At 71.7% G+C, this 25,648-nt stretch carries 14 protein-coding genes and 1 pseudogene; 5 read left to right on the forward strand and 10 right to left on the reverse strand.

Annotated elements, in window-relative coordinates; all coding sequences use genetic code 11:
* Positions 1-2: 2 nt before the first annotated feature.
* The 3 genes and pseudogenes from FKO37_RS31850 to FKO37_RS31860 form a co-directional block, all read right to left on the reverse strand.
* A pseudogene (locus FKO37_RS31850) lies at positions 3-1,628 on the reverse strand (carboxylesterase/lipase family protein).
* A 526-nt stretch (positions 1,629-2,154) separates the two neighbouring features.
* Entirely contained in the window at positions 2,155-2,892 is a 738-nt protein-coding gene (locus FKO37_RS31855; protein WP_238606907.1) for a GAF and ANTAR domain-containing protein, read from the reverse strand.
* Positions 2,893-3,155: 263 nt separating this feature from the next.
* Positions 3,156-4,868, reverse strand: a complete 1,713-nt coding sequence (locus FKO37_RS31860; RefSeq protein ID WP_238606909.1) for a GAF domain-containing sensor histidine kinase — start codon at positions 4,866-4,868, stop codon at positions 3,156-3,158.
* A gap of 131 nt (positions 4,869-4,999) precedes the next feature.
* On the opposite strand from FKO37_RS31860, the gene FKO37_RS31865 reads away from it, so the two are divergent.
* Complete coding sequence (locus tag FKO37_RS31865; RefSeq protein ID WP_107051044.1) at positions 5,000-5,980, forward strand: nitroreductase family protein; 981 nt, start codon at positions 5,000-5,002, stop codon at positions 5,978-5,980.
* Here FKO37_RS31865 and FKO37_RS31870 read toward each other — a convergent pair.
* The 7 genes from FKO37_RS31870 to FKO37_RS31900 all read right to left on the reverse strand — a co-directional run bounded on the left by FKO37_RS31870 (position 5,977) and on the right by FKO37_RS31900 (position 15,556).
* Positions 5,977-6,630, reverse strand: coding sequence for a response regulator transcription factor (locus FKO37_RS31870; protein WP_037813034.1), 654 nt, complete (start codon positions 6,628-6,630; stop codon positions 5,977-5,979). The genes FKO37_RS31865 and FKO37_RS31870 overlap by 4 nt on opposite strands.
* A 68-nt stretch (positions 6,631-6,698) precedes the next feature.
* The gene (locus FKO37_RS31875; RefSeq protein WP_238606910.1) at positions 6,699-8,414 is read right to left on the reverse strand and encodes a GAF domain-containing protein; all 1,716 of its coding nucleotides are present in this window, start codon (positions 8,412-8,414) and stop codon (positions 6,699-6,701) included.
* Between the two features lie 429 nt (positions 8,415-8,843).
* Entirely contained in the window at positions 8,844-9,089 is a 246-nt protein-coding gene (locus FKO37_RS31880; RefSeq protein ID WP_238606911.1) for a hypothetical protein, read from the reverse strand.
* A 113-nt stretch (positions 9,090-9,202) separates the two neighbouring features.
* Positions 9,203-10,000, reverse strand: a complete 798-nt coding sequence (locus tag FKO37_RS31885) for a universal stress protein (RefSeq protein WP_238606912.1) — start codon at positions 9,998-10,000, stop codon at positions 9,203-9,205.
* 491 nt (positions 10,001-10,491) lie between these two features.
* Entirely contained in the window at positions 10,492-11,313 is an 822-nt protein-coding gene (locus FKO37_RS31890; protein WP_134730982.1) for an IclR family transcriptional regulator, read from the reverse strand.
* An 827-nt stretch (positions 11,314-12,140) separates the two neighbouring features.
* Positions 12,141-12,884 carry an HAD family phosphatase gene (locus FKO37_RS31895; protein WP_238606913.1) on the reverse strand — a complete coding sequence of 248 codons (744 nt, stop codon included), beginning with the start codon at positions 12,882-12,884 and terminating at the stop codon, positions 12,141-12,143.
* Positions 12,885-13,000: 116 nt separating this feature from the next.
* Positions 13,001-15,556, reverse strand: coding sequence for a LuxR C-terminal-related transcriptional regulator (locus tag FKO37_RS31900; RefSeq protein WP_238606915.1), 2,556 nt, complete (start codon positions 15,554-15,556; stop codon positions 13,001-13,003).
* Positions 15,557-16,070: 514 nt separating this feature from the next.
* On the opposite strand from FKO37_RS31900, the gene FKO37_RS31905 reads away from it, so the two are divergent.
* The 4 genes from FKO37_RS31905 to FKO37_RS31920 are packed head-to-tail and all read left to right on the forward strand — an operon-like array spanning position 16,071 to position 25,646.
* Entirely contained in the window at positions 16,071-17,435 is a 1,365-nt protein-coding gene (locus FKO37_RS31905) for an NAD(P)/FAD-dependent oxidoreductase (protein WP_238606917.1), read from the forward strand.
* A complete protein-coding gene (locus FKO37_RS31910) occupies positions 17,435-18,145 on the forward strand; it encodes a DUF6875 domain-containing protein (RefSeq protein ID WP_238606919.1) in 711 nt (236 codons plus the stop codon). Before FKO37_RS31905 ends, FKO37_RS31910 begins: the two co-directional genes overlap by 1 nt.
* Entirely contained in the window at positions 18,142-21,303 is a 3,162-nt protein-coding gene (locus FKO37_RS31915) for an amino acid adenylation domain-containing protein (RefSeq protein WP_238606920.1), read from the forward strand. The genes FKO37_RS31910 and FKO37_RS31915 overlap by 4 nt, the downstream gene beginning before the upstream one ends.
* The gene (locus tag FKO37_RS31920) at positions 21,300-25,646 is read left to right on the forward strand and encodes an amino acid adenylation domain-containing protein (protein ID WP_238606921.1); all 4,347 of its coding nucleotides are present in this window, start codon (positions 21,300-21,302) and stop codon (positions 25,644-25,646) included. The genes FKO37_RS31915 and FKO37_RS31920 overlap by 4 nt, the downstream gene beginning before the upstream one ends.
* The last annotated feature ends 2 nt before the right edge of the window (positions 25,647-25,648 follow it).

Consider the following 25,648-nt stretch of genomic DNA (forward strand, 5'->3'; position numbering starts at 1 on the left):
TCTCACCGATGCTGCGCGAACGGAGCCAACGGGTTCCACAGGCCGTCGCACCGGTGCTGGCGCGGGATCTCAGTGGTGAGCTGGCTGTCCCCCGCCGCGTTGAGGGACATGACGACCGGGTTGCGTTCGGTGAAGGGGTCCCACTGCGGAGTGCCGTCCACGGTGGGGTTTCCGGTGCGCGCGAAGCCGGTCCACTGCGCCACCAGCTGGTCGGAGAGCACCTTCTGGTTGGGGTTGAGCTGAACTCCGGGCGGCGGCGTCAGCAGCATCCCCTCGGAGACGTGGTACGCGCCGTTCGGTTTGGTGGGATCGAGGAAGAACGCGGGCGGCACGTCGGTGTCGTCCATTTCGTAGGCATACACCGGAATATGCCGCGACAGCCGCTCGTCGTTCAGCAGCGCGGGGCAGACCGAATTGGAGTCGGCCACGATGGTCCGGAAGGCGAGGAACGGCGCGGGATTGGGGAATCGCTTCAGCGGATAGCTTTCGCTGACTTCCTTCGCGTGCTCGCCGTACTGCTGCGCCACCATTTTCCGGTAGTCCTCCGGAGTGGAGGCGGACGGCAGCTGGACCTCGTCGCGGGCCACGCCGTGCATCAGTGCGACCTTGTTGACCCGTCCCTTGGCGAACGCCTCGCCCGGCGACATCGGCAGCGTGGTCCCGTTCACGATCGGCGCGATCGTGCCGCTGTCCGGTTTCATCCCGTTGCCCGCCTGCTTCAGCAAGGTCGCCACGGGCACCTTGCGCAAGCATTCCCCGGCATTCGACTCGCACCCCAGCGCTTTGGCGAACCGCGCGCCTGCCTGCCGGGCCTCCTCCTCGTCGGGAAGATCGGCCTTGCAGTCCTGCGCCTGCCATTGGATATCCGTACCCAGCAACGAGTTGTACTCGCCGTTCTGGGCGATGCCGCGCTGGAACAATCCCGCCGCGGTGGGCGAAACGGTGTGGTCGCAGACGCTCGAACCGCCTGCGGACGCCCCGTAGATCGTGACGTTGTGCGGGTCTCCGCCGAACTTCGCGATGTTGCGCTGCACTCAGCGCAGCGCGGCCTGCTGGTCCTGCAGCCCGTAATCGCCCGCGTGCTCGCCGTACGCCGCGTGCGCCAGGAACCCGAAAATCCCGAGCCGGTAGTTGACCTCGACGCTGATCACGCGGCCCTCGGTCACGAGCCGGCTCGCGTCCTGTGCCTGCAGGATCAGGAATCCGCCGCCGTGGAATTGCACCATGACCGGCAGCTTCTCGTGCCCCGGGTTCGCGGGCACGCGGACATTCAGGTTCAGGCAGTCCTCGGTCTCCGATCCGGGGCCGAGCCCGGCAAGCTGCGGGCACGCGTTGCCGGGCGCGGTCGCGGGGAACGGCTCGGTCCACTTCGCCGGACGCTGCGGCGGTGCCCAGCGCAGATCGCCGACCGGCGGCGCGCCGAACCGGATCCCTTCCCACGACCGGACATCCGGGCCGGCGATCCCGCACACCGGGCCGTCGTCGGTGGTCACCGTCGTGTCCGGCGAGCACGCCGGCGGGGGTGTCGCCGCGGCCCGCTCGCCGGCGATGGACGCCGAACCGGCCAGCGACGCCGCCGCCAGTGCGACGGCCGCCAGCGCAACGCCTGCCTTCCCGTCAAGTCTCATCCGTCCTCCTTCGCTCCCGCCTCGCCGGGAGAGCCGGACGGAAAGGTGCGGGACACGACGAGCGGCATCCACGCACCGATCAGGCGGCCTGCCGGCATGGGCTCGACATCACCGGCGGCCTTTTCCCGGCCGCCGCCGCGAGAACGGCACGGACCGCTCGTTCCCGCCTGACTCCAGTCTGGGCGCGGCGGGAAACGGCACAACCTCCGTTCGGTCGCGGCGGAACTGTCAAATTCCCGGGCAGAATGGTCTTTGTCAGGGATCGGATTCGCTCCGCCGGACCGGCCGCGACGGGTTGGTCGGCGAATGCGGTTCATTCTTCGGCGCAGTGGAACGGAATCCGCGGGAAAACGCGACGGAACACAGCCTTCTCCGGGGAGCAGCGGGGTCAGCAGGATTGCCCGCCTGGCAAGGACGGCAGCGGGTGCCGCGTCGAACTGCCTGGCGGACGAACTCGGGCAGCAATCGGCAGGATCGCCGCGCGAGGATTCGGGAACGAGCGCTTCCCGGCCGCGGCGGGTGACGTTCAGCGCGCGTCGCCGAGAATCCGCTCCGGCCGCAGTTCGCCGCGCACGACCGCCCCGGCCGACGCGCTGAGCCGTTCGTTGCGCGCGCGGCTGTAGGCGCGCAGCCGGTCGAACGCCGTGTCCATTTCCAGCCCGCCGGCATGCGCCAGCACGCCCTTCGCCTGTTCGATGACGACCCGGCTGTTGAGCGCGTGCTGCAACTGCTCGGCGAGCAGTTCCCCGCGCCGGATCGCGCGTTCCTGCAGAATCCCGATGGTCGCGACGTCCGCCAGCGCGCGGGCCACGTTCAGCGCGGGCCCGCTCACCGGGTCCGGGCCGTGTCCGAACAGGTTCAGCGTGCCGATCACCTGCTTGCGCAATCGCAACGGAAGCGCTTGTACGGACCGGAATCCCGCCGCAGTCGCCTGCTCCGCGAAGCGCGGCCATTTCGCGGTCTCCGCGGCGATGTCCTCGACGCGCACCGGTTCGCCGCTGCGGTAGGCGTCCCGGCACGGCCCCGGCTCGGTCCGCAGCAGCTCGCGGATCGGGGCACTCTCGTCCGGCGCGATCGTCTCCAGTCCGCCGCGCTGATCGGCGAGCAGCAGCCCGGCGGCCGAGGCTCCGAGCAGCGTGACGCTGTAGTTCGCGAGCCGGTGCAGCATGTCCGCCGTGTCGTAGTCGTCGGCCAGTGTGTCGGCCATGTCCACGAACGCGCGCAGCAACTCGTGGTCGCCGGAGGACGCGGCCGTGTCGGTCATGTTTTCTCCTTTCTGGGCCGCAGCGGAAACGCGAGCACGCCAACGGCACTGCGCCTTTTCGGACGGCTTCGCCACCCTACTCCCGGCTCGGCCCGCCGTCGCAGCAGCTTCAACCAGTTTCCCCGCCGCACCAAGCGGAGTCCACAATGGACAATCAGGAAATCGGCCCCGCGCTGGAGATTCGCGGGTCCACAGTGGACTATCGAACGTCCAGGGCGCCGGATTTCTCACCAACCTGCCGAGTCGCGCGACGGACGACCAGGTCAGCGCAGCGGAGCCGACCAGTCCAGCCGCACCCCGCCGCCCGAGCTCGTCCCGAGCGTGAACTCCCCGCCCGCCGACTCCGCGCGTTCCCGCAGGTTTCCCAGCCCGCTCGGCGAAACCCCCTCCGGCAGCCCGGTTCCGTCGTCGGTCACCGAAATCCGCACCCTTTCGTCCCGCACCGCGACGGAAACCGACAGCGCCGAAGCCCCCGCGTGCCGGACCGCGTTGCTGACCGCCTCCCGCACCACCGCTTCCACGTGCTCGGCCAGCTGGGCGGGCACCGCGTCGAGCGGGCCTGCCATGCTCACCGCCGGGTGGAGCGGCGCGTCGTCGGTCAGTTCCGCGATCGCGTCGTGCAACCGGTTCCGCAGCCGCGTCTCCCCCGCCGCACCGCCGTGCAGGTCGAAAATCGCCGTCCGGATCTCGCGCACGATCTCGTGCATCTGGTCGATGCTCTCCTGCAATCGCCGCTGCAGCTCCGGCGCTTTCGTCCGCCGCTGCGTGCTCTGCATCGCCAGCCCCACCGCGAACAACCGCTGAATCACATGATCGTGCAGATCCCGGGCGATCCGGTCCCGATCCGACAGCACGTCCCGCTCCCGCGCCGCCCGCTGCTGCGCCGCCAGCTGCAACGCCAGCGCCGCCTGATCCGCGAACGAGGCCAGCACCGGCAGCTGCGCCGTCTCGAACAACGCCGAACCCGGATCCCGCAACGCGATCAACACCCCCGACGTGTGATCGCCCGCCCGCAACGGCACCACCAGCGCGGGACCGCGGCCGCGGTCGGGCAGCAGCGCCAGCTCCGCCATCCGGCGCGGAGTACGGTCCCGGAACACCGCGCCCGGCACCGTCCCGTCGACCGACATCCGCAGCCCCATCAGGTCGGTGGCGTCACCGCCCGCGCACACGGTCACGGTCAGCTCCGCGGGATCGGTGTCCCGTTCCTCGTCGACATCGAGCCGGCCCGTGCCTGGCAACGCGAGCATCGTGACGTCCGAACCGGTCAGCTCCAGCGCACGGCCCGCGATCAGCTCCAGCGCGTCCACCGGATCCGTCCCGCCCAGCAGTTCCGTGGTCACCTCGCTGGTCGCGCCGAGCCACCGCTGCCGCAACCGCGTCTGCTCGTACAGGTGCGCGTTCTCGATCGCGATCCCCGCCGCCGCGGCCAGCGCCTGCACGATCACCTCGTCGTCGTCGGTGAACTCCGCCCCGTCTTTCTTCTCGGTGAGGTAGAGATTCCCGAAGACTTCCTCGCGGACCCGCACCGGAACCCCGAGGAACGAGTGCATCGGCGGATGGTTCGCCGGGAACCCCACCGACGCCGGATGCGCCGAAATCTCCGTCAGCCGCAACGGCTTCGCGTCGTCGATCACCAGCCCCAGCAGGCCGTGCCCCTCCGGAAGATGCCCGATCCGCTGCCGGGTCTCCGCGTCGATGCCCAGGTACACGAACTCGGCCAGCGTGCCGTCGTCGCCCAGCACGCCCAGCGCGCCGTAATGGGCCTCGCCGAGTTCCACCGCGGCCTGCACGATCCGGCGCAGCGTCGCGTCCAGCTCCAGTCCCGACGCGACCGCCAGCACCGCCTCGAGCAGGCCGTCCATTTTGTCCCGGGTGCCGATCAACAGCTCGATCCGCTCCTGCAGATCGCGCAGCGTCTCCCGCAGCCGCAGCTGCGACAGGGTTCCCGACAGCTTCCGGGGCGTTTCCGGCATCAGACCTGCTTTCGGCGCTCGGCGTCCTCAGACAGATGACTTTCGCCCCTGTGCGCCCCCGTCCGGCGGACGCATGCTGAAGCGACTACGCACGACACAGTGTCCCGCGTTTCGCGGTTCCGGGGAGAAGGATGACCCTTCAGGTGGCGCCGTCCGGCCTGCTCAGCGCCGAACAGGTGGCGTCGGTGCTGCTCAGCGCCACCCTCGCGCCGTCGACGCACAACACCCAGCCCTGGCTGTTCAGCGTCCGCCCGACCGGCATCGAGGTGCACGCGGACCCCGACCGCACCCTGCCCGTCGCCGACCCGGACCGGCGCGAGCTGCTGCTCTCCTGCGGAGCCGCGCTGTTCAACCTGCGCGCCGCGATCCACGCGACCGGCGTCCAGCCCGCCACCAGCTACTTCCCCCGGCGCGGCAATCCCGACCTGCTCGCCCTCGTGCGCCCGAGGGCCGTCGCCGCGACCGACCGGAAGCTCGATTCCCTGGCCGAAGCCATCCCGCTCCGGCACACGAACCGCACGCCGTTCACCGCCAAACCCGTTCCGGCCGGAGCGCTGGGCGTCCTGCGGCACGCGGCCGAGGTCGAGCACGCCTGGCTGCCTCGGCTCGACGAGGACCAGCTCGCCGGGCTCAAGGAGCTGATCCGCGAAAGCCACCGGCTCCAGACCGAGGACCCGGCGTTCCGGTCCGAATGGCAGCGCTGGACCGGACGCGGGCGCGACCGGCGCGACGGCGTGCCGTTCGCCGCCGGAGGGGCCGTCACCGCGGACGACACCTGGGTCCTGCGCGATTACGGCGGCGGTTCGCGCGCACCGGGCGCCGCGCCGCTGGTCGTCGTGGTCGGGACGTTCGCCGACCAGGCGATCGACCGGCTCCGCGCCGGGCAAGCCATGCAACGCGTCCTGCTCACCGCCACCGCGCTCGGGATCGACGCCTCGTTCATCTCCCAGCCGGTCGAAGTGCCCGCGATCCGCGCCCGCCTCCGCGACCTGCTCGGCGGCGGGCTCTGGCCGCAGATCGTGCTCCGCCTCGGTTACGGCGCACCCGTCCCGCGAACCCCGCGCCGGGCGCTGGAAGACGTCCTCGTCACTCCCTCGCGGCTCAACGTCTAACCACCCGGCCGATGCGGACGGCCCCGCAACTCCGTCGCCAGCACCGCCGCCTGCGTGCGCCGCTCCATCCCGAGCTTCGTCAGCAACCGCGACACGTAGTTTTTCACCGTTTTCTCCGCCAGGAACATCCGTTCGGAGATCTGCCGGTTCGTCAGCCCCTCCCCGATGAGCGCGAGCAGTGTGCGTTCCTGTTCGGACAGTCGCGACAGCGGCCCCCGCTGTTTTTCCGCGCTGTCGCGCAGTTTCGCCATCAGCGCGGCCGCCGCGTGCGCGTCCAGCAGCGACTTGCCCGCTCCGACGTCCCGGACCGCCGAGATCAGGTCGAGGCCCTTGATGTCCTTGATGACGTACCCGGCGGCACCGGCCAGCACGGCGTCGAGCATCGCCTGCTCGTCGGTGTAGGACGTGAGCATCAGGCATTTGAGGTCCGGCGAGGTCGACCGCAGCTCGCGGGCCAGTTCGATGCCGTTGCCGTCGGGCAGCCGCACGTCGAGCACCGCGACGTCCGGCCGCAGCGCCGGGATCCGGGCCAGGGCCTGCGCGACGTCGCCCGCCTGGCCGACCACGGCGATTTCGGGGTCCTCCTCCAGCAGGTCGGCGACCCCGCGCCGGACCACCTCGTGATCGTCCACCAGGAAAACCCGCAGCATCGGTCCTTCTCCCACATCGGGTCCGTTCGTACGTCGAGAGTACGGTGTGCCGGCGCTACCGAAAGTCCTCAATCACCGGCAGGCGACCGCGTTTTCACCGGCACGGACCAGCTCAGCCGCGAGCCGCCCGCCACGGTCAGGGTCCCGCCGCGACGGCTCGCCCGCTCCGCCAGCGCGGCCAGGCCAGGCGCGGCGGACACCGCGACGTCGCCCGCGCCCTCGTACCGGACGGTCACCGTCGTCCGCGCCGGCTCCGCCTGGATCTCGACCTCCACCGCTTCGGCCGAGGTGTGCTGGGCGATCAGCCGCAGCGCGTCGGACAGCAGCGGCACCACGACGTCCGCGTGCACCGCGTCGAGCTTCCCGGTCAGCTGCGTGGACACCGCCAGCCCCCATTCCTCGCGGGCCCGCGCCAGCACCCGCAGCACCTGGTCGCGGACCGGTTCCGGTGCGGGCGGCAGGACGTCGTCGAGGCGGAACACGGTCTGCTGCACGTGGTTGATCACGTCGTCCAGGTCGGCGATCGTCTCGCGCAGCCGGGTCGCGACCACCGCCGATTTGGCGAGCCCGGCCGTGGTCTGCAGCGACAGCGCGGTGGCGTAGAGCCGGTTCAGGATCTCGCTGTGCAGCCGCGCGGCGATCCGGTCGCGTTCGTCGTGCAGCGCGGCGTCCTCGCGTTCGGCCCGCGCCCGCGCCAGTTCGAGAGCCACCGCCGCCTGGTCAGCGAACCAAGCCGCGATCTCCAGGTCGTCGGAGGTGAACGCCGGGCGGCCGGCCAGCCGGGAGACGGTCAGCACCCCGGCCACCGTCCCGTTCCCGGCGAGCGGCACCAGCATCACCGAATCGAGATTCAAGCTCAGCACGGACGGCGCCGAGAGCTGGGACAGCTCGTCCGGCCACGACGCGATCCTCGGCTCGCCGCGGGCGAACACCGTGCCGGCCACAGTGGACTCGGTGAGCAGCTCCCGTCCGGCCAGCTGCTCCGCTCCCGCCCCGACCGCGCGTTCGACGAAGAGGTAGCCCTCCCGTTCCGCCGGACGGGTCACCGAAACCAGGTCCGCGGACGCGAGCGCCCGCGCGTAATCCACGACGCGGCCCAGCGGATCGCCGAGATCCGCCGACAGCAACTCCCTGGTCACGGCGGCGGACGCGCGCAGCCATTCCTGCTGGTTGCGCGCGGTCTCGTACAGCCGCGCGTTCTCGATCGCACTGCCCGCCGCCGCGGCGAGCGCGAGCGCCAGCTGCTCGTCCTCCTCGGTGAACCGGCCCTGTTCGGAGTCGGCGAGGTAGAGGTCGCCGAAAACCTCGCCGCGCACCCGGACCGGGACGCCGAGGAAGCTCGTCATCGGCGGATGCCCCTCGGGGAACCCGGTCGACCGGGGATCGTCCTGCAGCCGGTCCAGCCGCACCGGGCGCGAGTCCTCGACCACCACGCCGAGCAGGCCCTTGCCCTCGGGCAGCCGGCCGATCCGCGCGACCGACTCGGGATCCATCCCGGTGTGCACGAACTCGGTCAGCCGCCCGTCCGGCCCGATCACGCCCAGCGCCGCGTACCGCGCCCCGACCAGTTCGCACGCGGACTCCACGAGGCGGCGCAGCAGCGCGGGCAGCGCGAGGCTGCCGGTGATGGACTGGGTCGCGCGCAGCAGCCCGCGCAGCCTGCCCTGCGTGCTGATGACCTCCTGGGCGCGTTCCACCAGCTCGCCGAGAAGCTGGTCCAGCTCCATCCTCGGCTGATCGGGGAACGTCAGCCGCTCGTGTTCGGGTGTGTCCCGCTGGTTCACCGCGGCTCCTGCCCGTCCGGCTCCCGCGTCCCGTCCGCGGCGCCACTGGGAATTCAGTCTCGCGGCTCGTGCGACGGGCCGTCAAGCACGCGAAAAGGGCGCCGCCGCGATTTTCGGCGTTGCCCGGGAAAACGGGCGTTCCGGACGGTCTCGCTGCGAGGGAATCGCAACGGAAAAGCGATACTCGCAGGCTTGGTCCGCTTGCCGCCTTCCCTTGGCTGCTCGGCGGAATCGGGTTCCGCGCCGCTAGGCCGAGCGGCACGGGCGGGCGGGCGCGAAGATCAGCGGAATGGTTCTTCCGGCGGAATTCCTGATCATCGGACACGGGATTTCCGGCTGCTCCGGACGGGCGTTTCCGGTCTGTTGTCCTTTCGCCAGATATTCGCGGGAACGGTCAGCGCCGTGCTTCCGGGCACGAGGAGTGGCGGATCAGCGCCCGGCTGGTCGACCCGAGCAGCATCCCGGGCCGCGGGTGCCCACGACCATCGGCTGCGCCCGCTCCGACTCGTCGAGCAGCAGCTGCCGCGGCCGGTCGCGGACCAGCTTCCGGCCGTGCTTCTCCTTCCATCCGTCGAGCAGCCGTTCCCCGACCGGCTGGCGGCGGGCTCCCCATTCCGGCGCCGGGCGCGCAGTGCGTTCGATCGCGTCGCCCCCGACGTCGGCCCAGGCGTGCACCGCGGCCAGCGGAACCTGCCCGGCGCTGTTCCGGCGGCCGGGCCTACCCCGCGGATGCTCTGGCCGGGATGGGCATCGGCCGGACCGGGGTACAACCGTCCATAGAGGACTCGTCAGCGGGCGACCGCGACCGGGCAGGCGGCGTGGGCGAGCAGCCAGTACCCCGTCGAACCGAGCAGACCGCCCGCCAGTGGGCCGCTCGCTCGGGCTCCGGCGACGATCAGCTGTGCCCCGGCGGAAATCCCGGGCAGCGCCCGCGCCGCTGAGCGCACCCGGACGACGTGCATGCGCACCGGCACTACCGGATGTTTGCGAGACCACGCGGCCACCTGTTCCCGCAGCCCGCCTTCCCGGCCGTCGTGCCACGCGTGGACCGCTTCGATTCCGGTGCCGCGCGAAACCGCGGCGTCGAAGGCGAAAGCGAGTGCGCGCTCACCGCCGTCGGAGTCGTCGAGGCCGACCACCACCGGTCCGTCCGCCGCCGCGCTGCCCCGGATGACCACCACCGGACAGCGCGCGGACGCAGCTGCCCGCAGGGCCACCGACCCGATCGCTCCTCCGCGCGCCCCGCCGAGCCCGTGCGCGCCCAGCGCGAGCAGTCCGGCTTCGTCGGACAGCGCGGCCAGCAATCCGGCGGCCGTTCCCAGCCGGACGCACATGCGCACCGGGACCGCGGGCGCGGCCTGGCGAGCGGTTTCCGCCGCCTGCCGCAACAACCGGCGCGCGGGTTCCATCAGCAGTTCGGCGTCGCCGGGCGGTTTGCCGTGCGGCAGCAGGTCCGGGTCGTCGCACAACTCGGCGTGGAACACCACAAGCCCGGTGCCGCGCCGCCCGGCCTCGACCGCCGCCCAGCGGACCGCCGCGAGCGCCGCTGACGACCCGTCGACACCGACGACCACCGGTCGCCTCACCGTCCTGACTCCCAGTTCTCTGTCTCCCGTGTTCGCGGGCAGATCGCGGCACTGTGCTTGCCGCGTCCGGTGGGCGACCGGCGGGCAGCCCCTGGCAACGGGGCCCTCCGCTCCTCCATCACATGCCTCCTCCGTCCGGTTCCTCGCCGCCGACGCTAGGCCGCCGCGCCCCGGCGCCACTGCGGGCGGACGTCCGCGACGCAGGAGACTTTGGTCCCGGCGCGAAAGGCGCTGCGGCCCTCCGCGCGGGTTCGGCACGCTGGCCGCGACTGCGCCGATCAGGCGACCTCGCAGCGAAAGTGCCTGCCTCGAACGGGAACTCTCCGCGCGAGACCCGATCAGCAAAGGCCGGAACGGAAGTGCGCGCGGCACAGCGGGATTGCCGGACTGTTCCGCCTTCTCCGGCAGCAGGCAAGGCAGAGCGGCACCGGAGCGAAATTGCGCCGTTCCCCGCGAAACGTTCCGCCTTCCGGACGTCTCCGACAGCCGGGCTATTCCACCGGACGGCCGGATTTCGCGCTCCGCCAATCAGCCGCCACCGTTTCGCGAAGGATGCGCTGCGCGGTCATCCGGGTCGCCTGCAGCGACGAATGCGCTTCCCGAGAATTGAACACCCGGCGCGGCGCCGCCACGCTCAGCGCGGCGACCGCCGTCCCGGTCACGTTGAACACCGGGACCGCGGCGGCGAGCAGCGCGCCGGGGACGCGCGGGTTGAACGACACCTCGCGCTGCCTGATCTCGCGCAGTTCCGCGCTCAGCCACGCCGGGAGACCGCCGCCGTTCTCGTCCTCGCCGCGGTAGCCCGCGAAGACCGCGAACCGCGCCGCGAGACCCGGGTCGAACGCCATCAGCACGCGTCCCGCCGCGCTTCCGGCGAGCTGCGAATCGTTTTCGATGCGCTCGGCCAGCGAGCAATAGCCGCTGCTGTAGATCAAATGCACGAAATCGACGACATTTCCGCTGGCCACGCCGAGTCCGACCAGGTAGCCGGTGCGCCAGTGGATGTCGATCAGGGACGGGAGAATGCCTCGGCGCAGCCGTTGCAGTTCCTGCGTCGAACCGGGTCTGGCGAGGCGGCACACCGCTTCCCCGTGCCGGTAATGGTATCCCGCCCGCACGACCATTCCGTATCCCTGCATCTCGGCGAGAAGCCGGTGCACCGTGCTTTTCGGCAGCCGCGTCGACCGCGAAATCTCGCTCAGCGTTTCGATCCCTCCCGAATCCCGGATAGCGCCCAGGATCGAAAGCGCCCGGGGAATCGGCCTGCGCGGCACCACGCTCGGGCAAGCCCACCGCCCGTTGTCGTCGCTCATAGTCACGACCGAAACCTCCACCGAATCCGCGAAAATCCCTCTCGTGCCCGCGCGGAGTTTCCTTCCCGCGCGCGCCGGGCGAGGCCGCGCGACCGCCGCCCCGCGCGGTCCTCGCGCCTCCGCCGTTCCCGGGCGGCGCCGCGCCTCGCCGCCGCCCGATTCGTTCGCCACCCACGTCTTTCCCGAGACAGTCCTGCTCTCGCGCCTTCATGCTTGCCCAGTGCCGCGTCCGGCACAACCGGACGCACCCGTTCACTGAAAGAGATCGCCCCAGTGGCGCAGCGCGCTGGCCCGCCCGCCTCGTCGTGCGACAAGTCCGTCCCCGGAACCGGTCGCGGCCGGTCACGCTGCGTCGCCGTCCCGGGTTCCCGCGCCGTCGTGGTCGCACGCCGTGACAATTGCTTCCCACCGCTTTTCGTCCGTCGGAGAACCAGGGCGAAAGATCGCGCGGAAATCCCGGCGAACAATCGGCCAGGGCCGAGAATATTCCCGGCAGTCCCGCGTTTCCGCCGGAGCGCGTCGGCGGACTCCGGGCAGCGCCGCCGTCGCCCGCGACCCGGGAGCCCCCGCGGTCGGCGGGCGGCGCCAGTTCCGGAGCGACGATCGACCGGACCGGCCACGACGGCGAGGGTGGCGCCGTCCGTGCCGGCCGCGGGAGAACCGGCCGATCCCGTTTCCGGCGACCGCCGCTCCTCCGCCGGACGACAATACCAGCACTCAGTAGCCAGTGAGCGACTAAACGTGGACGCAGAGCAATGTTCCAGACCACGGAACAGGGTCTTGACGCACCATCGGGTTTCCGTTCCGGACCGGGAAGTGCGTTCCCCTCACGCAGCCGTCGCCCGGGCGGTCAGCCGCGCGCACACCCGCAGGATCGTCCGCCGGTCAACAACATGCCACGGCCGCCCCGCAGCAAGCCGCCGAAGCTCAGCGTCCGGTTCAAAAGCCAGCGCCTTGCCCACGCACGAAAAGACCTCCGCGTCCGAGGCCGAATTCCCGATCGCCAGGGAGTTCTCCGCGTCAAATCCGGTCGCGTCGGCGAGACAGCGCACGAAGGTGAGTTTGCCGCCAGCCGCACCGGGAGCGGACAGCAGGCGTCCGGTGAACCGGCCGTCGGCTACCTCCACGACGGCACCGTGTCCGCCGGACAAGCCTAGGTCGAAAGCCGCCTCCTGGACCGGGAAATCGTGGTTGCCCGACAACAAATGGATCCGGCAGCCGCTCGCCCGCAGCAGGGAAAGCAGTTCCGGGACAAAGGAAAACAGCATGCCCCGGCGCGCCCGCCAAGTCTTCTCCGCCGCGAACCGGGCCTGTGCGACCGACGCGCCTTTCAACGCGAGCGCGTACAGCCGGTAGATCTCGTCCAGGAGCCCCGGCGGCGCTTTCTCCGCGGCCGCGTACTGCGCGATGGCTTCCAGGCAGGACAAGCCCGCTTGCCGGTCGCAGGCGCCGTCGTCGAGGAGGACCCGCAGGTAATGCCGCGAAGTGTGCCCGGGCAGCAGGGTCCCGTCCAAGTCCAGAATCGCGTATTTCGCCGCGGGGTTCCTGCCGCACCGATTCTTCGCAGCCACGAAAACAGTCCTTCCGTGCGCGCGTTCACCGATTGTCCGGGCTGACGGTACAACGGCGCGCGTCCGGGCAGCGCAGCTTGTTCCACGGCCCGGGACACCCCGGCCCGCGACGAGCGTCAGCTGATCAATCGGCGGGCGATCCCGGCGCGGGTGGTCAGGTCGAGTTTGTTCAGCACCCGCGCCACATGCGCGTCCACGGTGCGCGGGCTCAAGAACAGCTCGGCCGCGATTTCCTTCGTCGTCAACCCGCGCACCACCATTTCCGCCACTTGCCGTTCCCGCCGCGAAAGCGCCCGCCCGCCCGGCGGCGACTCCAGTTTTCGCCGCCCGGCCAATCGTCGCTGCACCTTCGTCGTCTCGCGCAGCAACGCGCTCGCCCCCGCGCTCTGGAACACCTCCCGCGCCTCGCCGATCCGCTGCGTCGCGGCGTCGAAGTTTCCCTGTCGTCCCAGCACTTCCGCGACCAACAGCACTGCCCGACCGCGATGCAGCACCATCGCCGCCCGGCCGAACGCGACGGCCGCTGCGGAAGCGTCCGTCAACGCGGCAGCGAGGTCGTTCTCGGCCGCTGCCACCGTCGCGCGCACCAGCAACGCGAGGCCGAGGTCGCTCTTCAATCCAGTGGCCGCGGCCCGTTCCATTGCCTCAGCTGCTCGTCGGCGCGCCTCCGCAACCGCTCCCTCCGCGAGGGCGACCTGGCAGTCCTGCGCCAATCTGGCTACCAGCAACGGATTCGCTGTCCGCTCCGCCGGCTGCTCGACCGCGCCGGGGAACATGCCGAGTTCGAGACCCGCTTCGGCGAGGATGTGCTCCACCGTCCGCCGCCACCACGCGACCGTCGGCCGCGGCATTTTCTCCACCGTGCGCCATTGTTGCTCGGCCGCCGACCGGTCTCCGGTCGCGAGCAGCACCCGCAGCTGGATCGCGGCGGCTATCGGCACGACGTCGTCATGGCCGAAGCGGGTCGCCGCGGTTTCCGCTTCGGCAGCGGCTTCCGCCGCCTCGGCGAGCCGCCCCAGTTTCCACAGCACGTAACCGCGCACCGAGTACAGGAACGGCAAGCCCTGCCTCAGCCCCGGCGTGCTCAGCTGCAACGCCCGATCTAGCAGAGCGAGCGCGCGCCGGTCGTCGTCGAGGAAGCACGAGGCCCAGCACAGCGCGGGCACGGTGTAGAGGACCGAACGCAGTTCGCTGTCGTCGAGCAGGTCGAACCCGTCGGCGGCGGTCTGCTGGGCATGCCTGGCCTCGGCGGTCCGCCCGGCGCAGGCCAGCCCGATCGCAGCGAGCGCCGCGATCGCGGCCTGCACCGCGGGCCCCGCGCTCGGATCCGCCGCCGTCCGACGGAGCCGCTGCTGCGCGCCGACAGCGTCGCCGTCCAGCAATTCCAGGTGTGCCAGTTCAAGGTGGGCTCGCGCGTCAGCCTGGCCCGACGCGGCGATCGCGGCCTCGGCGATCGACCGCGCGCGACGAGTGCGGCCGAGGGCGTGCTCGCACCGAGAAAGCAGCGCCAGCACCGGGGCCGACTCCGGCAACGCCACCAGCAACGCACGGGCGGCGGCCGGTTGCCCGGACGCCAGCAGCGCTTCGGCCCGCAGGACGGACAGACGGCAGTGCTCGTGCCCGCCGCGCATCCGTTCCGGCAGGTTCGCCACCGCCGCGCCGAGCCAGCGGGCGCACGCCGCCGGATCGGTGCCGAGCACCTCCTCCCCCGCCGACGCCAGCTCGCCGACCGCCACCAGATCGTGGCGGTACAAGGACTTCTCGAGGTGATACGCGCGCAAGGTGAGCGGCGCGTCGAGTTCGCGCAGGTAGGCCGCCGCCCGGTGGTGCGCGCCCGCCGCCCAGCCGCGTCCGGCGAGCCGCGCAGCGGCGGCTCGGACCAACGGGTGCCGGAACCGCAGCCCCGCGGCTCCGCCCGCCAGCACGCCCCGGCACAGCAGCCGTTCGATCGCGTGGCCGACCTCGGCCCGGGGCAGCACAGTCATCGCCTGGACCAGATCCGCGTCTAGGGTCGCACCGCCGCACGCCGCGGCTTGGACGACCAGCCGCTCAGCCTCCGGCAGCGCCGACACCTCGGCGAACAGCACCCGTTCCGCCGGCAGCATCGGCCGGTCTTCGGCCGCCGGGCTGTCGTCGTGGCCCGGCCACTCGTGCGGCGGCAAATCGGCCAGCAGCAACAGGTACAGCGGAATGCGCTCGGCCGCCGCGGCGATCCGCGCCCGTTCGACGTCGTCGTGCCCCGGCAAGAGGCGGGCGACCTCGGCGTCGGTGAACGCGGGCAGCGTCACGTACCTGGCCGGGACGCGCTCGGAATGCAGCAGCCGGGTCAGCGCGGGCTGCCGCTGCCCGTCGCGGACCGACAGCACGAGCCGCCGGTCGTTCCCCGGTCTCGCGACCAGCGACATCAACAGCCGCAGCGACGCTTCGTCGGCCCATTGTGCGTCGTCCACCACCACCAGCGATTCCGGGCCGAGCGCGTGCGCCAGGCGGCGGGAGAACTCCGGCGCTCCCCCGGGCACCGCGCACACCGGATCCGGCGCCCGCCGGGCGACTTCGGCCAGCAGCCGGGTTTTCCCGATCCCCGGCCGTCCTTCCACCACGGTCACCGCGGCCGCGCCGTCCAGGCACGCGGCCAGTTCCGCCGCCCGGCCGACAAACTCCTTCTCGACCATGCTTCTCCCCCTTCGCCCGACCAGCGAATTGCGGTAATTCTACGGATGCTGGCACCCGATATCTTGCGGTTTATTTGAGCCCGGGACAAACCCCGGTAAATCTGCCGGGCAAGCGGGAACAGGTTAGTGCCCGCACCCCGGCCCGGGCTATCGGCCAACAGGGAGAACCTCGGCCGCGCGCCCGGCCGGCGACGAATCTCGCAGGAGGATCGGTGAGCAGCAGCGGACCTGGGCGTTTACCGCGACCGGGACGAAGGCCGGGCGGTCGATCGGACCGCCCCGGCGAAACGTTACCGAAATGGTCCGAACACTTTCCGCAGCCGACCGGACACGCGTTGCCCGCGATTACTCCGGAGTTCTTCCGGATCACCACTGGTGAGCACTCCCGGGGAAGTGCGGGCAATGCTGCTCCGATCGGCCGAATTGCGCGTCCGGTCGCGAATAACCGCTCAACGGAAAAGCGCTCCGAACGGCGACGGCACAATTGCCCTCACGCGGATCGGCGGCGGCCGGAATGAACGCCAAACGGGTTCTGGTGGCCGGGGCCGGGCTGGCCGGTTCGCTCGCCGCGATCCACTTCGCGCAGCTCGGGCACCAGGTGGAGATCCACGAGCGCAGGCCGGATCCGCGCGCGGCGGGCGCGGGCGCGGGCCGGTCGATCAACCTCGGCCTTTCCCAGCGCGGAATCCGGGCGCTGGACCAGGTCGGGCTGCTCGGCCCGGTGCTGGCCGCGGCCGCCCCGATGCGCGGGCGGGTGATCCACCAGCGCGACGGCGAGCTGGATTTCCAGCCTTACGGCAGCCACGAGGACCAGATCCTGCGCTCGGTGCTGCGCGACGACCTCAACCGGATCCTGCTCGCGAAAGCCTTGGAGTACCCGAACGTCCGCGCGCGCTTCGGAGTCACCCTCACCGATCTCGACCGCGGATCGGCGACCGCGGAACCCGTCTGCACTTTCGCCGGCGACAGTGGTCCATACCACGCCGCCGCGGACCTCGTCGTCGGCGCGGACGGCGCGTTCTCCGCCGTGCGCACCCGGCTGCTGCGCGGCCTGCCCGCCGACTTCCGGCAGCGCGTCCTGCCCTGGGGCTACAAGGAGTTCGCGATCGCCGCGGGCCCGTCCGGCGCGGTGCGCAGCAGTCCGGACGCGCTGCACGTCTGGCCGGGCGACGACGGGCTGATCGTCGCCCACCCCAATGTCAACGGTTCACTCACCGCGACCGTGTTCCTCCCGCTGTCCGGCGAGCGGAGCTTCGCCACGCTCACCACCGAGAAATCGGTGCGGGCGCTGTTCGACACCCGCTTCCCCGACGTGCGACGGCTGGTGCCCGACATCGTCGAGCAGTTCCTCTCGCATCCGACCGGACATCTGGTGACCGTCCGGAGTTCGCCGTGGCAGCACGAGGGCCGCGTGGTGCTGATCGGCGACGCCGCCCACGCCGTGTACCCCTTCTACGGCCAGGGCATGAACTCGGCGCTGGAGGACTGCGCGGTGCTGCGCGAATGCCTCGCCGACGACGACTGGGCCGAGGCGCTGCGCACCTTCGAACGCCGCCGCAAACCGCACACCGACGTCCTCGCGGACCTTTCCGAGGAGAACTTCGACGAGCTGCGCTCCCGGGTCGCCTCGCCGCTGTTCCTGGCCCGCAAGAAGGCGGATCTGGTGCTCAGCCGCGTCTTCCCGAAGCGCTGGATGCCGCTCTACACCATGGTTTCGCACACCACGATCCCGTACGCCGACGCCTTGCGCCGCGCCCGGCGCCAGCACGCCGCGCTGGCCTGGGGCACCGGTGCCGCGGCGCTCGCCCTCGCCTTGACCGGCGGCGCCCTCGCCCGCGGGCGGGGCGCCGGACCGCACTCGCCTGGAGACCGAAGCTGATGCTCATCCATCCGACCGATCCCGGCCGCGTCCTGGTGGAGCGGCACGACCTCGACCCGCTCGCGCTGCCCGAACGCCTGCTGCGGTACGAGATCCACCTGCGGGCGATCTTCGACTGGGGCCGCGGCTACCTGTCCGGCCCGCATCCCGACCTCGGCCGCGCCGGCAACGTCTGCCCGTTCGCGCAGCCGTCGCTCGAGCGCGGCCGGTTCTACCTCGCCGTCGAACCGGGCATCCCGGCCGCAGGCCCGCGGCTCACCGAAACCCTGCACCGCTACCGGGACTGGTTCCTCGAACTCGCGCCGCGCGGGCACCCGAGCGCGCAGCTGACCACGATCCTGCTGCTGTTCCCGGACGCGCCGCCGGACGACCGCTCCGGCGTGGTCGACACCGTGCAGCACGCGCTGAAGTCGGAGTACGTCGCCGAGGGCCTGATGATCGGCGAGTTCCACAACGGCCCGCCGGACAAGGGCGGGCTGTGGAATCCCGCGTTCCGCCCGCTGCGCAGCCCGGTGCCGATGCTGGTGGTGCGGCACATGGTGCCGACCGACTACCCGTTCCTGCGCGCCGATCCGGACCAGGCGCGCGCGTACCTGCGGCTGTTCGGCGACCAGGTGCCGGTCCAGCTGCGCGAGCTGGTGGAGCACGACCGGCTGTCCCGCGAACTGGGCGAGACCGAGGCCGACCAGGCCGGAATCGGGGCGCCGTGAACGTCTTCCCGTGCTCGCCCGGCCAGGAGCGGCTGTGGTTCCTCGACCGGCTCGACCCCGGCTCGCCGGTCTACCACGTGCCCACCGTGCTGCGGCTTTCCGGACCGCTCGACGTCGAGGCCCTGCGCCGCGCTTTCGCCGCGATCGCGGAGCGGCACGCCGCGCTGCGGACGGTTTTCCGGGAGAACGACGGTGTTCCGGAGCAGGTCGTCACTGAGAACGGCTTCTCGTTCGAGGTTCGCGCGGTCGGCGAAGACTCGGTCGAACAGGCGGCCTCGGCGGAGATCCGCACCCCGTTCGACCTGACCGCCGGGCCGCTCGCCCGGGTCCTGCTCCTGCGCCAGGCCGAGGACCAGCACGTTCTGGTCATCACCCTGCACCACGCGATCGCCGACGGCTGGTCGGTCTCCCTGCTGCTCGACGAACTGGCGGAGAGCTACCGCGCCGAGCTGACCGGCGCGGAGCCGAACCTGCCGCCGCTGCCGATGCAGTACGCGGATTTCGTGCGATGGCAACGAGAACACCTCGACGGCCCGGAAGGCGTCGAGCTGCTGCAGGAGTGGGCGGACCGGCTCCGCGGCACGCCGGAGCTGATCACCCTGCCGACCGACCGTCCCCGGCCCGCCACCGCCACCTACGAAGGCGGCATCCACGAGTTCCAGTTCCCGCCCGCGCTCACCGAGGCCGTCCGCACGCTCGCGGATAACGCTGGCGCAACCGTTTTCATGACCGTGCTGGCCGCTTACCACGCGCTTCTCGCCCGGTACAGCGGCCAGGACGACGTCGTGGTCGGCACCGTCGTCGGGCAACGCTCGCAGGTCGACACCGAACGGCTGATCGGCTTCTTCGTCAACACCGTCCCGGTCCGGATCTCGACCGCCGACGACCCGACTTTCGCCGAGCTGCTCCTCGACGTTTGCGACGCGTTGGTCGACGCGCTCAGCGGTGCCGAAATCCCGTTCGAGCGCGTGGTCGAGGCCGTCCGTCCGGAACGCAGCCTCGGGCATTCGCCGATCTACCAGGTCGGCTTCAACGGGCACGGCGACGGCGCGCTTCCGCAGCTGACCGGGCTGACCGTCACCGACTTCGCCGGTCCGCACACCGGCACCGCGAAGCTCGACCTGATGCTCGGCGTCCGCGACGAAGGCGACTGCCTGCACGGATACCTCGAATACCGCACCGACCTGTTCGACAAAGCCACCATCGCCCGCTTCGCCGAGCACCTGTGCACCTTCCTCACCTCCGTCACCGCCGACCCCGCGCAGCAGATCGGCGCGGTCTCCCTGCTGGACAACGCACAACGCCGCGCGGCCCTCGACAGCGGCATCACGCGTCCGCTGCCCGCAGCGACCGCGCTGGACCTGATCGCGCCGCACGTCCGGGATCGCGGTTCAGCGGTGGCGATCTCCGGTTCGCTGACCTACCGCGAACTGGACGTCCGGGCGAACCGGCTCGCGCACGCCCTGCGCCGCCGCGGCGTCGGCCCGGACGTCCCGGTGGGGCTCTGCGTCCGCCGTTCCGCCGAGATGGTGGTCGCACTGCTGGCGGTCTGGAAGGCCGGCGGCGCGTACGTCCCGCTCGATCCGGAATGGCCGCTGGAACGGCACGCTTACGTCGTCGAGGAGGCCGGCGTCCGGATCGCCGTCGTGGACAGCGAAAACGCCGGACGGCTGCCCCGCTTCGAGACCGTGTTGGACGTCGACCTGAACTACGCCGAACCGGACACCGCGCCGGACGTGGCGCACGACCCGGCCGACCTGGCGTACCTCATCTACACCTCCGGCTCGACCGGACGGCCCAAGGGCGTCGCCGTGCCGCACCGCGGCGTGGTCAACCTGCTCACCGGCTTCGCCGACCGGCTCGGCGTGACCGAGGACGACGTCTGGGCGTCGGTCACCACGCTGGCGTTCGACATGTCGGTGCGCGAACTGCTGATCCCGCTGATCCGCGGCGGCACAGTCGCGGTGATCAGCACCGAAGACTCCGCCGAACCGGTCGCGCTGGCGCGGCGGCTGGCGGACTGCGGCGCGACGATCCTCCAGGCCACGCCGACGCGCTGGCGGATGCTGCTCGCGTCCGGCGGCGTGCCCGCGAACGTGCGCGAACGGCTGTGCGGCGGGGAGGCGCTCGACCGGGAACTCGTCGACGCGCTGTCCGACGGCCGGGTCTGGAACCTCTACGGCCCCACGGAAGTCACGATGATCGTCGCGGCGGGCACGGTGACCAGCGCCAGCCCGGTCGTGCCGTTGGGCCCGCCGCTGCCGAACACCCGGCTGCACGTGCTGGACGGCGGGCTGAACCCGGTCCCGCCCGGCGTCGCGGGTGAGATTTTCGTCGGCGGCGCGGGGATCAGCCGCGGCTACCGCAGCCGTCCCGGCCTGACCGCGGAACGGTTCGTGCCAGACCCGTTCGCCGCCGACGGAAGCCGCCTCTACGCGACCGGCGACCTCGCGCGGCGGCGCGCCGACGGAACGCTCGAGTTCCTCGGCCGCACCGACCACCAGGTGAAAATCCGCGGCCTGCGCATCGAACTCGGCGAGATCGAAGCCCGGCTGCGGGCCGATCCGCAGGTCTCCGACGCCGTCGTGCTGGCCCGTCCGGCAGGCCCGGACGACGTGCGGCTGGTCGCCTACGTCGTGTCCGACGACGCTGAATGGGCACCGCTGCGCGAACGGCTCTCCGGGCAACTGCCCGCGTACCTGGTGCCGCAGACCGCCGTGTTCCTCCCCGCGCTGCCGCTGACCAAGAACGGCAAGACCGACCGCACCGCGCTGCCGGAACCGGTCTGGGAATCCCGCGAAACGGACCGGGTCGCGCCGCGCGACGCCGTCGAACGGGAATTGGCCGGGCTGTGGCGGGAGGTGCTCGCCGTCGAGGACCTGGGCGTGCACGACGACTTCTTCCACCTCGGCGGCCATTCGCTGCTCGCCGCGCGGCTGCTGGCGAAGGTGCGCGAGCACTTCCAGTCCAGCGTCGGCCTGCGGACGCTGTTCGCCGCGCGCACGATCGCCGCCTTCGCCGCGGCGCTGCGGGCGGCCGAGTCCGGACCCGGGGTCACCGACGAGATCGCGCTCCTGCGGGAACGGATCGCCGCGCTGCCCGACGACGAGGTTCTCGCCCTCCTCCACGCCGATTCCCCTCCAGGAGCGCATCGATGACGCACGACGAGCGAGAGCGGCTGTTCCGGCTGCTGGCCGCGCGCGACGGCCTCGGCGCCGCGACCGGCTCGATCCCCCGCCGGACCGGCGACGCCCCGGTTCCGCTGCTGCCCGCGCAACGGCAGCTGTGGTTCCTCGACCGGCTCGGCGCGAGCGACGGCGTGTACACGATCTCGCAGTCCTGGCGGCTCACCGGCGTGCTCGACATCGAGGCGCTGCGCCGAGCGCTGGCCGCGGTCGTCGACCGGCACGAGGCGCTGCGAGCCGGGTTCGCCGAAGCCGACGGCGAGCCGGTACAGATCCCGGCGCTGCCCGGAACCGCACCGGAACTGTCCTATGTGGACCTCCGCGGGGCGCCGGACGACGCGGATCAGGTGCTCGCCGCCGAACGAGCCCGGCCGTTCGACCTGACCAGCCCACCGCTGGTGCGCGGCCTGCTGGTCGCACTCGCCGACGACGTGCACCTGTTCGTGCTGACGCTGCACCACATCGTCGCCGATGCCGCGTCCGTCGGGATCCTGCTGCGCGAACTGTCCGCGCTCTACCCGGCGAACGCTCCGGCCCTGCCTGCGCCGCCGGTGCGGTACGGCGACTACGCGGCCTGGCAGGCGACCAAACCGCTGGACGCGGGCGAGCAGTACTGGCGCGAACAACTCCACGACGCCCCGGCGCTGCTGGAACTGCCGACCGACCGTCCGCGTCCACCCGCCGAATCCTTCCGCGGCAACGGTCATTCCTTCCGCCTGTCCACCGACCTCACGGCCTTCTGCCACCGGCACGGCGTCACCGTCAACACCGTTCTGCTGACCGCGTACGTGCTGCTGCTCGCCCGGCACGCCGGTCAGGACGACGTGGTGGTCGGCATGCCGATGCGCGACGAGACGGTGCCGGGGATCGAACAGTGCGTCGGGATGTTCGCCAACACCGTCGCCGTCCGGACCCGGCTGACCGGCGATCCGACCGTCGCCGAGGTGCTCGCGCAGGTGCAGGACGCCTGCGTCGGCGCGCTGGAGCACCAGAGCTATCCGTGGGAACGGGTGGCGCAAGACCTGCGGCCGGCCCGCGATCTCAGCCACAACCCGGTGTTCCAGGTGATGTTCGTGCTCAACTCGGCCGGGGCCGGGCTCGAACTGCCCGGCATCCGCGCGGACTGGCTCGACCTCCCGGTGACCACCGCGCGCTTCGACCTGACCCTCGCGCTCGCGACCACTCCCGACGGCATCGAAGGACGGCTCGACTACGCGACCGACCTGTTCGACGCTGCCACCATCGCCCGGTTCGCCGACCAGTACGAACACCTGCTGCGGGCCATGCTCGCCGCCCCGGACGCGCCAGTGTCCACAGTGGACGCCCTGCCCGCCGCGGACCGGACCCGGCTGCGCAACGGCGGTCATCCGGCCCCGCCGGTGGTCTCCGACGGAACCCTGGTCACCACGCGCATCACCCGCCAAGCCACGCTGACCCCGGACGCCGTCGCGGTCGAGGACGACGAGTGCCTGACCTACGCCGAACTGGTCTCCCGCGCCCGCCGCATCGCCGCGGCCTTGCAGGCTTCCGGCGTCCGGCGCGGAGACGTCGTCGCGCTCGCCCTGTCCACGGGCGCGATCACCGGCTTGCTCGGCGTCCTTCTGGCCGGTGCCGCGTACCTGCCGCTCGACCCCGGACATCCGCCCGCACGGCTGGCCGAACTCCTGGCCGACGCCGCTCCAGCCGCCCTGATCACCGACCACGACCTCGCGTTCGACGGCCCGATGCTGCACCCCGACCGGCTGCCCGAAGGTGCCGCGCCGGAACTCTCGCTGGGACCGGACGACCTCGCCTACGTCATCTACACCTCCGGCTCGACCGGAGCCGCGAAATCGGTCGCGGTATGCCATGGCGCGCTCGCCGAACTGGCCGAATCCTTCCGGAAGCTGCACGGATTCGGGCCCGGTGAACGGGTGCTGATGATCCCGCCGCTGACCTTCGACGCCGCCGCGGGCGACATCTTCCCCGCGCTGGTCTCCGGCGCGGCCGTCCTCCCCTGGCGCGACCCGGCGTCGCTCACCGGCCCCGGCCTCGTCCGGCTCTGCCGCGACCGCGGGATCACCATGGTCGACACCGCGTCCGCGCTGTGGCAGAAGTGGGTGGCCGAACTGGTCGCGGAAAACACCGTGTTCGACTGTCCACTGCGGACGATGATGGTCGGCGGGGAAGCCGTCCCGACCACTGTGGTGCAGACGTGGGCAGCGCTCACCGACGGCCGCGTCGAACTGCACAATCACTACGGCCCCACCGAAGCAACCGTTTGCGCGACCAGCTACCTCACCTTCGACGCCGGCGAACTCGACGGCCGGGTGCAGCTGCCGATCGGCGATCCGCTCCCCCACGCCCGCGCCTACGTCGTCGACGACCGGCTGCGTCCGGTGCTGCCCGGTGTCCCCGGCGAACTCTGCGTCGGCGGCGACGCTCCCGCCCGCGGCTACCGGGACCGGCCCGGCGCGACCGCGGAGAAGTTCGTTCCGGACCCGTTCTCCCCGGTGCCCGGCGCACGCATGTATCGCACCGGCGACCTCGCGCGTCTCGACGGCGAAGGACGGCTGGAATTCCTCGGGCGCGTGGACCGACAGCTGAAGGTCCGCGGCCACCGCATCGAACCTGCCGAGGTCGAAGCGGCCTGCCGACGCCACCCCGGAGTCCGAGATGTCCTGGTCACCGCCCGCGCGGACCGGCTGGTCGCCTATCTCGTCGGAGACGTCGATCCGCTGGCCGTCCGCTCCACGCTCCGCGCCGCGCTGCCCGGTTACCTGGTCCCGGACGCCTTCGCGGTGCTCCCGGAGTTGCCGCTCAACGCGCACGGCAAGGTCGACCACCGCGCGCTGCCTGAACCCACCGACGCCACGACGTCCGCGTTCACCGAGCCCGAAGGCGAACTGGAGCAACGGCTCGCCGCGATCTGGGCCGCGGTGCTGGACGTCGAGCGCATCGGCCGCGACGACGACTTCTTCCTGCGCGGCGGGCATTCCCTGCTGGCCGGGACGCTGATGGCGAAGGTCCGCGCGGAACTGGACGTCGAGGTCCCGGTGCGGACCCTCTTCGAAGCCAGCACCCTCACCGCCTTCGCCGACGCCGTCCGTGCCCCCGGCTACCGCGAGGACGACCGCCTCGCCGAGGTGCTCGCGGACGCCGTGCTGCCCGCCGACATCGACGCGCGCCGCACTCCCGCGCAGGCCGAGGCCGCGATCCAGCGCGCGATGGCCCCGCGGATCGCCCTGCTGACCGGAGCGTCCGGGTTCCTGGGCCCGCACCTGCTCGCGGATCTGCTCCGGCACAGCGACGTCGTGGTGCGCTGCCTGGTCCGGGCCGCCGACGCCGACGAAGGCGCTGCCCGGATCGAGCAGGTCCTGCGGGACCACCTGCTGTGGGACGAGCGTTTCCGTCCCCGGATCATCGCGGTCCCCGGCGACCTCGGTTCCCCGCAGTTGGGTTTGTCCTCAGCGGACCTGGACGCGGTCGCCGCGGACCTCGACGTCATCTTCCATTGCGGCGGCGAAGCGAATTTCCTGCGCCCGTATGCGCAATTGCGGCCCGGCAACGTGCTCGGCACCATCGAATTGCTGCGGCTCGCTTGCCGCGGCGGCACCCCGGTGCATCTGGTGTCGTCGCTGGGCGTCTACCCGCTGGACCGCGACGCAGTGATCACCGAAGACCTCCCGCCTGACGACCCCGCCGGGCTGGACCGCGGTTACGAACAGAGCAAATGGGCCGCCGACCGGCTGGCCCGGGCCGCGCGTGAACGCGGTCTGCCGGTGAGCGTCCACCGTCCGGCGCGGGTGACCGGGCACAGCCGGACCGGCATCGGCCCGCTCGGCGACCGCTTCGCGAACCTGCTGCGCTGCCTGGTACTGCTCGGCTCGGCGCCGGCGGAGGACTTCGACATCGAGGAGGACATGGCCCCGGTCGACCACGTCGCCGCCGCCATCGGCCACCTTTCGCGGCGGCGCACCGGGTACGGCTGCGATTTCCACTTCCACAACCAGCGCACGATGCGGTTCGGCGAGGTCGTCGCGGGATTGCGCGAATTCGGCTACCCGATCGAGGCGATCCCGTTCGAGGACTGGCACACCGCGCTGGCCTCGGCCGCCGCGGAGACGGCGGACCCGGCGCTGAGCGCGATCACGGCGATGGTCGAACGGACGTCGCCGCCCCGGCGGACGGTCTTCGACTGCTCGCACACCGAGGTCGTGGTCGCGGCGGGCGGGCTGGTGTGCCCGGCCGCGGATCGCGTTCTGCTGCAACGGTATCTGGCGCATTACGTCCGGATCGGGCACCTTCCCGCCGTCACCCGAAAGGAGCACCGTTGACC

Origin of the sequence: Amycolatopsis sp. Poz14 (genome assembly GCF_006704225.1) — a bacterium.
Taxonomy (GTDB): Bacteria; Actinomycetota; Actinomycetes; order Mycobacteriales; family Pseudonocardiaceae; genus Amycolatopsis; species Amycolatopsis nivea.

Excerpts from the sequence above, each read along its gene's own strand:
- FKO37_RS31920 (WP_238606921.1), top strand. The coding sequence starts at position 21,300 with ATGACGCACGACGAGCGAGAGCGGCTGTTCCGGCTGCTGGCCGCGCGC.
- FKO37_RS31905 (WP_238606917.1), top strand. The coding sequence starts at position 16,071 with ATGAACGCCAAACGGGTTCTGGTGGCCGGGGCCGGGCTGGCCGGTTCG.
- FKO37_RS31865 (WP_107051044.1), top strand. The coding sequence starts at position 5,000 with ATGACCCTTCAGGTGGCGCCGTCCGGCCTGCTCAGCGCCGAACAGGTG.
- FKO37_RS31890 (WP_134730982.1), bottom strand. The coding sequence starts at position 11,313 with ATGAGCGACGACAACGGGCGGTGGGCTTGCCCGAGCGTGGTGCCGCGC.
- FKO37_RS31910 (WP_238606919.1), top strand. The coding sequence starts at position 17,435 with ATGCTCATCCATCCGACCGATCCCGGCCGCGTCCTGGTGGAGCGGCAC.
- FKO37_RS31860 (WP_238606909.1), bottom strand. The coding sequence starts at position 4,868 with ATGCCGGAAACGCCCCGGAAGCTGTCGGGAACCCTGTCGCAGCTGCGG.
- FKO37_RS31900 (WP_238606915.1), bottom strand. The coding sequence starts at position 15,556 with ATGGTCGAGAAGGAGTTTGTCGGCCGGGCGGCGGAACTGGCCGCGTGC.
- FKO37_RS31870 (WP_037813034.1), bottom strand. The coding sequence starts at position 6,630 with ATGCTGCGGGTTTTCCTGGTGGACGATCACGAGGTGGTCCGGCGCGGG.
- FKO37_RS31855 (WP_238606907.1), bottom strand. The coding sequence starts at position 2,892 with ATGACCGACACGGCCGCGTCCTCCGGCGACCACGAGTTGCTGCGCGCG.